Below are 12899 nucleotides of genomic sequence, written 5' to 3' on the forward strand. Positions count from 1 at the left end.
TACAGGCATGTCTTCATTTGTGACAATGAAAGTTTTATTTTTTAAAACTGATAAACGTCATATGGAATAATCTGGGTACTATGAATGATTTAGGGTAAAAAGTTTGAGTTTTTATGAATAGGTCCTGGATATTCAAAAAGAATAATTGACATATAGCGAGAAATATAATATAATTTTACTAAATCACAATTTACTAATTTATGTTTTAGTAAAATAAGGAGAAGCATATGTTTGTTGGTAGAAAACAAGAGTTAAAGAAATTGAACCAAATGTATGAAAGTAATAAATTTGAATTAGCTGTGCTTTATGGAAGACGACGTGTTGGCAAAACTACCCTTGTTAATGAATTTTGTAAAAATAAAAGGGCTATTTATTTTGTGGCTGTTGAGTCCACTGAAAAAGAAAATCTTAAAAATTTGTCAAGGGCTATCTTTGATATAACTATGCCAAACGTAGATATGCCTGTTTTTGATAACTTTGATAAGCTATTTGATTATATTTATACCGTTGCAAAAAATGAAAGAATAATTCTGGTAATTGATGAGTACCCTTATTTGGCTCAGTCATCTCCTGCTGTTTCTTCAATTTTGCAGTCGCATATTGACAGAAAGTTGAAGGACAGCAAATTATTTTTAATTTTATGTGGTTCATCTATGAGCTTTATGGAATACCAGGTATTAGGTTATAAAAGTCCATTATACGGAAGGCGTACGGCACAATTTAAGATAAGACCGTTCACATATATTGAGTCTACCGAAATGCTGCATGGTTTTTCGAACGAAGACAAAGCGATTTTATACGGAGTTACAGGAGGTGTTCCTGAATATTTATCAAGAATTAATAATAATTTAAGTGTAAAAGAAAATATTGTAGAGCTATTTTTAAATTCGTCCGGCAGGCTCTTTGAAGAACCATCAAATCTTTTAAAGCAGGAGCTTAGAGACCCATATACTTATAACGCAATTATAAGTGCTATTGCCGGTGGTGCGAGCAGGCTCAATGAGATTGCGGTTAAGGTGGGGATTGAAACCAGTGCGTGCAGTAGTTACTTAACTTCATTAATTGCCTTAGGTTTAGTCAAAAAGGAAATACCAATTACTGAAGATTTAAGCAGGAAAACCATATATCTATTAGAAGACCAAATGTTTCGTTTTTGGTATAGTTTTGTATTGCCAAATATGAATAGTATTGTTTCCGGTTACGGTGACAAAATTTACGATATAAAAATTAAACCACTGATAAGTAGCTATATGGGTGCTGTTTTTGAACAAATTTGTAAAGAGTATTTAATATCCCAATTGGGAGAGAATAGTTTACCGTTTTTCTTTACTAAGATTGGCAGATGGTGGGGTAACAATAAAAAGCTAATGCGGGAGGAAGAAATTGATATACTTGCCTACGATGGCGATAAAGCATTATTTGGCGAATGCAAGTGGGTAAATGCTCTTGTTGATATTGATGTCTTGGATGACCTAATCGGTCAAAGCAAACTGTTTCACTTCAAAAGCAATTATTTTTACTTATTTGCTAAAATCGGGTTTACGGATAGGTGCATCAAAACAGCAAATGAAAATAACAATGTGAGGCTTATCACCTTTGATGAGATGCACAAATAATGCTGCAATAAATAATACTGCAATAAAAAAGGTCTTAAAAATTCACTTCACGGCCAATTAAATTCGCTTTACTTATAACTTATACTTTTTATCTTTGCAACCATTTGTTTTACTTCCGTTTTAATCTCACCGGTAAGGTAAAGGCTTGCTCCATAAACTGCCATACCTGCCGGCACGAGGATAAATAACATTGGAATACTTACAGGTACTACTCTTGTTATTACATATAAAACAAGGCCCATTAATGCTGCAGAGCCGAATATCCTTACGTAGTTGCCGGAGGACAAGTGCCACTTAAGAATCTTCCTGCCGCCAAAGAAGGATAGGAGAAAATACAGAAAATAAGCCAGTGCAGTGTTTACTGCGGCTACTTTGTATCCCAATGGCCGTATTAATAAAAGGTTTAATGCTATATTAAAGAGGCAGCATAGCAAGCTATTCCTGAATATTACTCCTGTACTGGATGTAAGTTCCCATGCCTTGTTATTATACTCTGTAAGGCCCAGAAAAAACATACCAATAGATACCCAGATTATAACGCTGCTGCCAACGACATATAATGGATCCAGTATCCTGGAGATTATTGAAGATAAAACGCTAATACCTATAACGGCCGGGACAGTAATCAAAAGGAAAAAACGCACAGCACATGACAAAAGTTCTTCGGCTCTGTCTTTTTCATTCTGTTTCCATGTTTTTAAAATATTAGGATAAACCCCCCTCATAATAGCCAGCAACAGCATACTGAAAACAGAGGAAGCTATCGAATAATTGGCTACATAAATACCCACATCAGATGATCCTGAAAGTAACTTTATTATATACCTGTCAGCGTTGTTTAGAAGGCTTAGAGAAAGACTTACACCAACAAGGGGGATACCATATTTTATAAACTGTTTCATTATGTTCCGAGAAAATTGTGAGAAGTTGATATATTGGTATATCTTAAGCCGAAAAATGATTACTACAGCTACTGCCGAGTCTACAAGAATAATACTTATAACGGCACTATATATGCCAATATTAAAAAATTTGACAAACAGGGTGGTAACTAATAGCTTAAACACTGCCGACAAAACCGACAACATCAGGTTTAACCTGATTACTCTTGCCGCACTTAACATAGCAAAAAGGACCTGAGTAATACTATATGTAAGGAACATAAATATGCTTAACAATATAAGATATGTAATACCGACATAAAAATATTCTTTTATAAAAAACAATATAATAAGGCTTACGGCAACAACAGAGACAGAAATTGCTGCCCAGGCCACAAATACAGTTGAGTAAAATGCTTTAATATTCTTTTCTCCTGAAAAATTATTAATATATCTGTAGGCAGACTGAAAAAGCCAGCCTAACAGGAATAAAGCCGTTATATTTACTGTAACAACTGCCAGGTTATAGTTACCATATTCTTCTGGTTTAAAAAAGTTTGTGTAGAGAGAAAGAGTTATAATCCCTACTATTCCTTCTATTGCTTTAGCAGGAAGGTATAAAAAAGTATCTTTTGTCATATTGCTTTTAACTTCGCTGTTTTTTATACTGTTTTCCATATAATCCGACAATCCCTTTCTATAAATGACCTTTCTAATAAATTAATTATATAAATCATTTATTCATATTGGAAATCTTATATATTATATCCACAAGTTCTCGGGGAGTATGGGCGATGAAATCCGGTTCCCCTTTTATCAGAAGCTCCTCCGAGTCAAAACCCCAGGTTACAGACACTATCTTTATCTTGGATTTTTTACAGGCTTTAATATCCCTGTGTTCATCACCGATATAAACTGCCTCATGCTTTTTTATTCCAAGTTTTTTAATTAATTTATTAATGGCTCTGTGTTTATCAAAAAGACCCTTTGACGAGAAAATTTCATCAAAAATATCTAAATTTTTATCTTTAAAGAAACGTTCAATATTGGCTATAGAATTAGACGAAATAATAGCAAGCTTAAAACCGGCTTGTTTAAGCTCTTTAACTCCATCTTCTATACCCTCTATCCAGTTTAGTTCATGAATATGATTTTTTATTTCTTCCTGCATCCTTATGTTCATGGCCGGCAACCGATATAGGGGTATACCTAGTTTTTTGCACCTTTCTTTTATGGGCATAGTTGAAAACAACCTGAGCTCATCAATGCTTAGTTTTGGCAAACCAAACTCGCCGGCTATATTACTTGCCAACCTTATATATAGGCTTGCAGAATCTACAACAGTACCGTCAAAATCAAATATCAAATATTTTATCAAAACGCCACTTCCTTATAAAACCAGTTTATTAAAAATATGTAAAACATCAGGTGGCTTTTCGGGCAACTTATATTGGAAAAATTATAGCATACTTTCCTTTTACTTTACAAGGAAACAGGTTGAAAAACTTTACAAAAATATTGATACCATTGCATACAAATATTATAATAATTGTAATAAAATTTGATGGTTCTTGAGTACAACTAGCACAGTATTTTAATTTAAATTTAAAGAGGGAATGATAGATGCAAGTTGTGACGCCTTCCCAGATGGGAGAAATTGATGCCAGGACTATAAATGAATATGGTATCCCAGGCATAGTACTTATGGAAAATGCTGCGTTGAAAGTGCTGGATGAGATAGAAAAGATGTTGGGCAGTGTTTCATACAAAAGAATTCTTGTATTTGCAGGAAAAGGGAACAATGGTGGAGATGCTTTTGCTGTTGCAAGGCATCTGTTTAATAAAGGAGCAGCAGTTAACGTATATATAATAGCTAATAGAAATTCCATAAAGGGTGATGCAGCCATTAACCTTGCTATTCTTGATAAAATAGGCCTTGAGCCTGTTGAGATAAAAGAGTTTGATGACACAAAGGAAAGGAACGATAGTAAAGCTGAGCAAATTAAACACTTAGAAAATCAACTGGCTTCGGCAGACCTTATAATAGACGGGATATTCGGAACAGGTTTGAAAGGTGAGGTAACGGGAATAGCGGCAGAAATAATTAATATGATAAATTCCTCCGGCAAAACAGTTATATCTATTGACATACCTTCAGGAATTGACGGCACGACGGGAGAAGTTTGCGGTACATGTATCAAGGCCCATAAAACGGTAACCTTTGGGCTCCCCAAGATTGGCCTTATTTTATACCCAGGCTGTGAATATACAGGAGAACTTGTTGTTGCCGACATAAGTATTCCACCAAAAGTAATAGACAGTATGGACATTAAAACCAATATAATTGATGAGAGAATGGTATCCCTGTGGATTCCTAAAAGAGCTAAGCAGACAAACAAAGGAGACTATGGAAGAGTCTTAATAATAAGCGGCTCCAAGGGTATGACCGGGGCAGGCTGTCTTGCAGCACGGGCAGCCCACAGGGCAGGTGCTGGGCTGGTTTATCTTGCTGTTCCTGAAAGTCTTTCCACTATTTATGGTGCCTCTTTGACTGAAACTATAACTATTCCTCTAAAAGATGAGGGTAAAGGGTATATCTTATCTGATAATATCGAATTTCTTGAAAAGCAAATGGAAAGCAAGGATGTAATAGCAATTGGCCCAGGATTATCAATGAATGAGGATACAATTAAGCTTGTTCGCTGGATTGTTGAAAATTCAACAGTATCCCTGGTATTGGATGCAGATGCATTAAATATAACAGCTCGTGATGTTTCCATTTTGAAGAGGCTTAAAACAACTGCTGTAATTACCCCCCACCCAGGAGAGATGGCAAGACTTACGGGAAAAAGCATAGAACAGGTACAAAGGGACAGGATTAATACAGCAAAGGAATTTGCATGTAAATGGGAAGTTATAACTGTACTTAAAGGATTCCGTACAGTAATAGCTTTGCCTGATGGAACAACCTATATTAACCTTACAGGTAATCCCGGAATGGCAACTGCAGGTACGGGTGATGTACTTACAGGGGTTATTGCAGGTCTCATGGCCCAAGGAATTGAACCGGGTTTTGCTGCTCCTGCGGGCGTATATATACATGGGCTGGCAGGAGACATGGCGTCTTTGAAAATTGGTGAGTATAGTCTTACAGCAAGTGACCTGGTTGAGGAAATTCCGTATGCAATAATGAGTCCCTATGTAATAATGAAAAAAATATAGAAGGTGAATAAAATAATGGACTATAAACTTAACAGGGCATGGGCTGAAATAAATCTTGACAATATTGCACATAATGTTAGAGAAATACGAAGAATTGTAAATAAAAGGGCAGAAATAATGGGAGTGGTTAAAGCAGATGCATATGGGCATGGTGCAATGGAAGTTGCAAAAACTCTCCTTGACAACGGAGTATCCAGGCTTGCAGTATCAATGCTTGATGAGGCAATACAATTGCGTAAGAAAGGAATTGATGTACCCATATTAATATTGAGTTATACAGATCCTGTCAGGGCTGAGGATATTATTGAATATAACGTTACCCAGACTGTTTTCAGCCATGACCTGGCCAATGCTTTATCAAATGCTGCCGTAAGGTTGGGCCGTAAGGCAAAAATTCATATAAAGATTGATACGGGTATGACGCGGGTAGGATTTATGCCGGGCTATAGTGCGGTAAAAAATGTTGTGGAAATAAGTAAATTACCGGGGATTATTATAGAAGGATTATTTACTCATTTTGCTTCGGCTGACGAGAAGGATAAAAGATATACTTACATGCAATTTGAAAGGTTTTTAAGTATATGTACCGAACTTCAAAGGATTGGAGTTCATATACCGGTAAAGCATGTTGCCAATAGTGCAGCTATAATTGAATTTCCCGAGATGCACCTGGATATGGTGAGGCCGGGAATTATTTTATATGGGTTTTATCCTTCATCAGAGGTGGACCAAGAAAAAATCAGACTAATACCTGCAATGACATTAAAAGCTAATGTAATACTTGTTAAGGATGTTGAAAATCATACTCCGGTAAGCTATGGAAGAGTTTTTACTACACAGCGTAAGAGTAAAATAGCAACTATACCTATAGGATATGCAGACGGTTATTCCAGGCTTCTTACAGGCAAAGCCAAAGTTTTGATTAATGGGGAATTTGCACCTGTTATAGGTACAATATGCATGGACCAGTGTATGGTGGATGTAACAGATATAAAAAGTAATGTAAAAGTAGGTGATGAGGTAGTCCTGTTCGGCAAACAGGGCGGGAAAGAAATAAAAGTAGAGGAACTGGCGTCCCTTATAGGTACTATTAACTATGAGGTGATAAGCGTAGTGGGGAAAAGGATACCAAGGGTATACTTGCAGGGAGGGGAAATCTACAATGTGCTGAATTACCTTATATAGTAATAATCTTCAATAAGATAATAATATTTTAATTTGACCCGATAGTATTGTAGAATATATAATTATGGTGTATTATAAGATATATAATGGAGAATGCAAATATTTATCCTGTAAAACCGGCTGTACATACCTGGGAGTGGGGGGGTAATTTTGGCTGAGTCACGTAAAATATTAATCAGTCTTCCGGAACAGCTTCTAAAGGAAGTAGATTCTATAGTCTCAATAGAAAAAACCAACAGAAGTGAATTTGTACGGAGGACAATACAGCTTTATATAAGAGAAAGAAGGAAGATTGAAGTAAGGGACAGGCTCAAAAAAGGTTATCAGGAAATGGCTGAAATAAATATAAGATTGTCTGAAATATGGTTTGAAGCGGATAACGACTTGCAGCAAAAATATGAAGAAAGGCTCGGGGAGTTGGAGTAGGAAGTGGTGATTAGAAGAGGAGATATATTCTATGCAGACCTAAGTCCTGTTGTTGGTTCCGAGCAGGGTGGCGTTAGGCCTGTATTAGTAATCCAAAATGATATTGGAAATAAATTTAGTCCAACCATTATTGTATCGGCAATAACTTCACAAATTAACAAGGCAAAGCTACCGACGCATGTTGAGATAAGTGCAAAAGAGTATGGGCTCCAAAAGGATTCAGTAATACTTCTTGAACAGTTAAGGACTATTGATAAAAAAAGGCTTAAGGAAAAAATAGGCCACCTGGACGATAAGTTGATGGAGCAGGTGAATGAGGCGTTATACATAAGTTTAGGGCTGGTTGATTTATAAATGATATGGGAGGGACACAAAAGATGAGGTTTTTTGAAAATCTTAAAAATAAGGGGAGATACCTTTATATTTGTGTATTGATAATAGTTTTTAGTTTGCTGTTAGTACATACTGTAAGTGGTATAGGTTCTGAACCTGGAAGCGATGAAGACCCATTAGTTACAAAAAGTTATATAGATTCTGAACTTGATAAATTTGCTTCTGAAGTAAATTCCAAAATTAACCTGCTTAAGTCCGAGTTAAAAAAATCCAAAAGTGATGAGGCTGTTGAAGCAATAGCTGCCAAATTATTTGAATTAGTCAAAAATGTAGACGATTTAAATAAGCAAATTGAGGAGTTCTCAAAATATGCAAAATTTGAGGTTGTTGAGTTGGAACCAGGACAGAAAATAATACTGGGCGATAGTGCCGAAGTAATTCTAAGGGCTGGTAAAGCGCTTGCTATAGCAGGAGAAAAAGGTGACGGACTGGCTGACATTACAACCGACAGTAAGAACAATAATCTGGTTACAGAGGATATAGTACCCTTAAATCACTTGCTTTTGGTATCTAGAGATGACGGAAGGGGAATAAAGGCCGTAACCAAGGTATGGGTACTTGTAAAGGGCAATTATAGAATAGAAGGAGTAAATGAAGACACGGCAAGTAAGGATAACAAAGCCGAAACGGAATAATTGCCTGTCTCCTCATTGCTCGTTGTTATTATAATTTGAAAATACCCGCCTTTGAAAAGGCGGGTATTATAATAGGTAGAAATATTCAACTACCAGCCACTAAAGTGGCAGGTTTGTACGACGCCTGCATTTGCTTTAGTCGACTTTCAGTCAAAAATATAACCCCTGCACTTTAGTACAGGCGTCGTTAAGATATAATTTTGTTAATTATGTTAATTGTGCAAATTATGGGTTTTACTGTGGAATAACCTGGAGCGCAGAGCAAGTATCAAAAACCGTGGAATATCTAGCATTCGCCGAAAACGCCACGGTTCTTTATATAACCTGTAAAGCCATTCAAGGCCGTGCTTTTGGAAAAATGCCGGCGCGCGGGTTGCTTTTCCTGCAAAGACATCCAGAGTTCCACCTACACCAATGCATATTTTTACTTTGAGCCTGTCTTTGTTTTTATGGATCCACTTTTCCTGTTTAGGCGCTCCAAGGGCTACAAGTAATATTTGTGCTCCACTGGAATTAATTTGATTAATTATTTCATCCTCTTCATCTTTTGAAAAATACCCATGGCGGTACCCCGAAATTTCCACGCCTTTAAACCCGTTAATCATGTTTATTGCTGCTTCTTCGGCAACGCCGGGTTTTGCACCCAGAAGGAAAAACTTAAGTTTCATTTTAGAAGACATTTGTAAAATGTTTTTTACAAGGTCAAACCCTGCAACCCTTTCAGGCAATTTGCAACCGAGGATTTTCGAAGCTAATACCACTCCAGCCCCATCTGCTATAAGCATGTTACCTTCTCTTAAAACTTCCCTGAGGAATTCATCCCTTTGTGCTGCCATCATTATTTCTGAATTTGGAGTGTATATGGTATGGACCCTGTCTTGATTCAAAAACTCTTTTATCATTTCCAGGGCTTCTGCCATGTTTACATTATCAATAGGTATTCCTAAAATATCTATGGTATTTCTCATACTTCTAAAGGCTGCCTCCTCTCATAATTTAGTGTTAAAGTTAATTATCTGCAATTATCTGAAATAGAAGTACTGCACGGTAGTATTACTGCACGATAGTATTGTTACTCTGTAATTAGTTATTCTACTCTATTTCTGATTTATAGCTATTCAACACTTTAACTGCTATTTTGGCATTTTTTATTGATTTTTCTTTTAGTTCAATTGTAATATTTTCCAAATATGTTTTTATTTCATTTCTATTTGTCCAGGTATAATCAACAATATTTTTTAACTTTTCAAACTCAAGAGTTTTAACATCACCTGCCGAAGCCTGCCCTTGCCCTATGTACTCAAGAAACCATTGTACTTTCGGTTCATATACAAGTCCTACCACGGGTATTCCCAAACTTACAGCAAAAATAAGGGCATGAAGGCGCATCCCAATTAAAATATCCATCTTTGAAGTTATTCCCATGACCTGGGATACATCATACTTATTTTCTATAATATATCCTTTGTGTTTCATCTTAGAAACAATAGATTTAATTATAAGAAGATCATTAGGGTGCTGCATTGGTAAAAACACGGGGTTAGTATTATATTTTTCTACCACATAGTCAGCAGTACGGGCTATGACTTCTACATAATTTTTATAGCCATGCCATTTCCTTACTGAAAAACCCATAATTGGACCATGCAAATCTATACCTTCATCTACAAATATTTTTTCTATTTCGGTTTTGCTACATGGCTCAATGGTGAAAGCGGGGTCTGCAGTAACAATTACCTGGGGCTTACATATTCCAAGTTTTTGGAGCTCTATTTTTGAGGCTTCTTCCCTTAATGTAATCATGTCTACTTTATTAAGAATTTTTTTTGTCAATCTTTTATTAATATACTTGTTTATAGGCTCAATTCCATTTGCATAAAGCATAACTTTAAGTCCGATTTTTTTCGCTATCCATATTATTCCAAGGTAGTAAATAAGGGAACGGGTACTTGTATTTTCTTGAATAAGTGTTCCTCCACCATACATAAACATCCTGGAATTTTTCATGGCTTTAACAATCTTGATTAAATTCAGCCGGTTTATAGAGTATGTACTGTAAAGGAGCCTTGTTTCCATGGGGTTATTGGAAAGAACAACCATTTTTATATCTTCTATATATGTTTGGAGATCCTGGATAATAGCCATAAGCAGTGCTTCATCACCAATGTTATTAAAACCGTAATATCCTGCAATTACCATATCATACTTATGGTTTGTTTTCTTATAGAAGGCATACCTTTTTAATATAATTTTGTAGATATTTAGCTGGGTTTCACACATTTTTTCAAGAGAAAACATTGCCCTGGCTTTTTGATAAATCTTTTCCCCCATTATTTCGCGTTTTTCCGGATTACCTGCCAGCTCAAGAATATATTCAGCTAATTTTCCGTAGTCTCCCGGGTTAAAAAGATACCCGTTTTCTCGATTTTCTATAAGGTCTGGAATTCCTCCTACACAAGTACTTATGGTGGCTTTCTTAAATCTGGCCCCTTCTAGAATTGAATATGCGAAACTTTCGCTAATTGAAGTTAAGACACTAATATCTACAATACCCATGAGTTCATATGGGTCATTAAGCCATCCGGTGAAAAATACATTGTTATTTAGTCCCAAAGATTCAGCTTTCTGTTCAAGCATTTTCCTCTCTTCACCGTCGCCGCCTATAATAAACTTTACATTAGGGTTTTCCTTTACAACCAGGTTAGCTGCATCCAGAAGGGTGGATATGCTTTTTACAGGATAAAGCCGTGCTGCAATGCCAACGATTATATCGCTATCAACCAAGTTTATGTTATATTTTCCGGCAAATTCTTTCCTTGAATAATCTTTTATCGGGTTTTTGAAATCAACGCCGTTATAAACAGTGAAAATGTTTACTGGATTAAACTTTCTTTTTATCAACATTTTCTTAAAGTTATTAGACACGCCTATATGAAAATCAATAAGCCTTAAGGCTATAGTATTTATCAAGCCGAAAGTCAGGCTTTTAACCAGGCTGTGCATATAGTCGAGACGGTAGTCGCTGTGCACTGTTGTAACAGTGGGCAGCTTAGTAAAATATTTTACGGCAATTGCTATCATATTTGCCTTTGCACCATGAGAGTGGATTATCTCGTAACCCTCTTTTTTTACTATTTTAATAACTCTTTTAATGTCTTTAAAAATATTTCCCGTCTTTACCACTTCTACATCAATACCCATGGCTTTAGCATCATCTGCGAAAATACCCGGCCGAAAGCTCACTATTTTCACATCTATATATTTGCCTAATTCTTTAACCAGGTGCAAGACGTGGGTTTTGGCACCTCCAACATCCCCTCCACCTATTAAATGCAGTACTTTCATAGTATCTCCTTTTTAGTTCAATAGGTTAATTTAAGTTTATTTTATAGCGTTTTATTTGTCAACAAGGGGATAAGTTAAAAACATATTGCAAAATCTTTGTAAAAGTTTAAAATATAAATATAAATATTTTAATATTTAATGATAAGTTAAATTCTGATAATTTGGAGATACTAACCATGAATCCTAATAATCCTAATAATCTGAATAAAAAAAGAAATAAAATGAATAAAAATTATAAAGCTAAATTATGGATAAATTACTTAATGATTGTTGTAGGTTCGATTATTACTGCCGCTGGCATTAATATTTTCCTGGTACCAAATAAGATTGCTCCCGGCGGTGTAACCGGTATAGCCACGGTAATTTACCACCTGAGTAATGGCAAGTTGCCGGTAGGAATAGTAATGCTTGCTCTTAACATTCCGCTCTTTATTATAGGCATGAAATATATCGGAAAAAGGTTTATTATACGTACGTTATTCGGCACAATACTTCTTTCTGTAATTGTGGACTCTACCCAGCCTCTAACAAATCATTTTATTGAATTGTTCCTTACAAGACCTGAATATCCCTACTATACCCCGGATATTTTACTTTATTCGCTATTTGGAGGCCTTTTTATGGGAATGGGCCTTGGACTGATTTTCAGGTCTGGCGCTACAACAGGTGGAAGTGACCTGGCTGCAAAGATCATAAATCATTTTATACCCAATTTTACTGTGGGCCAAATTTTATTATTTATTGATATATTTATTATTATTTTCGCTACTATTGTTTTTAAAAGCTTTATTATAGGATTGTATGCGATAGTAACCTTATTTATCATGTCTAAAGTTATCGATGCAGTTCTGGAAGGTGTTAATTTTGCAAAAGCTGTATATATTATTTCCGACAAGTCTGGTGAAATTTCCAAAAGAATCCTGTATGAGATGGACAGGGGTGTGACAGCACTTAAAGGGACAGGTATGTATACAGGTAAGGAGAGAGACGTCCTTCTGTGCATCTTATACAGGGCTCAAATCTCCCAATTAAAGCAAATTGTTAAGGTTATTGACCCGAATGCTTTTGTTATCCTTGCTGATGTCAGGGAAGTATTAGGTGAAGGTTTTAAGGCCCATGATTGAGTGGGTTATATAAATATATTTTTAATAAAATTTTGTTTGCCGTGTGAAAATGTTTAGGAAATTTGGGAGGAT

Annotated in this window: 11 protein-coding genes; 7 read left to right on the forward strand and 4 right to left on the reverse strand. The window is 35.8% G+C overall.

All coding sequences use genetic code 11. The annotated features are described in order from the left end of the window. The first annotated feature begins 227 nt into the window (after positions 1–227). The gene (locus HPY74_06820) at positions 228–1616 is read left to right on the forward strand and encodes an ATP-binding protein (GenBank protein NSW90375.1); all 1389 of its coding nucleotides are present in this window, start codon (positions 228–230) and stop codon (positions 1614–1616) included. Between the two features lie 68 nt (positions 1617–1684). Here HPY74_06820 and HPY74_06825 read toward each other — a convergent pair whose 3' ends face one another. Together HPY74_06825 and HPY74_06830 are read right to left on the reverse strand one after the other, a co-directional pair. Further along, positions 1685–3175, reverse strand: a complete 1491-nt coding sequence (locus HPY74_06825) for a polysaccharide biosynthesis C-terminal domain-containing protein (protein NSW90376.1) — start codon at positions 3173–3175, stop codon at positions 1685–1687. A gap of 55 nt (positions 3176–3230) precedes the next feature. Continuing rightward, positions 3231–3875, reverse strand: coding sequence for an HAD-IA family hydrolase (locus tag HPY74_06830; protein ID NSW90377.1), 645 nt, complete (start codon positions 3873–3875; stop codon positions 3231–3233). Between the two features lie 245 nt (positions 3876–4120). Here HPY74_06830 and HPY74_06835 point away from each other — a divergent pair, with 245 nt between their 5' ends. The 5 genes from HPY74_06835 (at position 4121) to HPY74_06855 (ending at position 8358) form a co-directional block, all read left to right on the forward strand. Then, entirely contained in the window at positions 4121–5719 is a 1599-nt protein-coding gene (locus tag HPY74_06835) for an NAD(P)H-hydrate dehydratase (protein NSW90378.1), read from the forward strand. 15 nt (positions 5720–5734) lie between these two features. Beyond that, positions 5735–6904 carry an alanine racemase gene (gene alr / locus HPY74_06840; protein ID NSW90379.1) on the forward strand — a complete coding sequence of 390 codons (1170 nt, stop codon included), beginning with the start codon at positions 5735–5737 and terminating at the stop codon, positions 6902–6904. A 150-nt stretch (positions 6905–7054) separates the two neighbouring features. Further along, entirely contained in the window at positions 7055–7330 is a 276-nt protein-coding gene (locus HPY74_06845) for a ribbon-helix-helix protein, CopG family (GenBank protein ID NSW90380.1), read from the forward strand. A gap of 3 nt (positions 7331–7333) precedes the next feature. Beyond that, on the forward strand, positions 7334–7684 hold the full coding sequence (locus HPY74_06850) for a type II toxin-antitoxin system PemK/MazF family toxin (GenBank protein ID NSW90381.1): 351 nt from the start codon (positions 7334–7336) through the stop codon (positions 7682–7684). A 23-nt stretch (positions 7685–7707) separates the two neighbouring features. Further along, positions 7708–8358 (forward strand): hypothetical protein, encoded by a 651-nt coding sequence (locus HPY74_06855; protein ID NSW90382.1) that lies wholly within the window; start codon positions 7708–7710, stop codon positions 8356–8358. A 212-nt stretch (positions 8359–8570) separates the two neighbouring features. Here HPY74_06855 and HPY74_06860 read toward each other — a convergent pair whose 3' ends face one another. Both HPY74_06860 and csaB read right to left on the reverse strand, forming a co-directional pair. After that, positions 8571–9326: a WecB/TagA/CpsF family glycosyltransferase gene (locus HPY74_06860; protein NSW90383.1), complete on the reverse strand. Its 756-nt coding sequence runs from the start codon at positions 9324–9326 to the stop codon at positions 8571–8573. A gap of 124 nt (positions 9327–9450) precedes the next feature. Next, on the reverse strand, positions 9451–11703 hold the full coding sequence (gene csaB, locus HPY74_06865; protein ID NSW90384.1) for a polysaccharide pyruvyl transferase CsaB: 2253 nt from the start codon (positions 11701–11703) through the stop codon (positions 9451–9453). A 221-nt stretch (positions 11704–11924) separates the two neighbouring features. Between csaB and HPY74_06870 the strand changes: the two genes are divergently transcribed. Next, the gene (locus HPY74_06870; GenBank protein ID NSW90385.1) at positions 11925–12827 is read left to right on the forward strand and encodes a YitT family protein; all 903 of its coding nucleotides are present in this window, start codon (positions 11925–11927) and stop codon (positions 12825–12827) included. Positions 12828–12899: the final 72 nt, after the last annotated feature.

Source organism: Bacillota bacterium (genome assembly GCA_013314855.1).
Taxonomy (GTDB): domain Bacteria; phylum Bacillota; class Clostridia; order Acetivibrionales; family DUMC01; genus Ch48.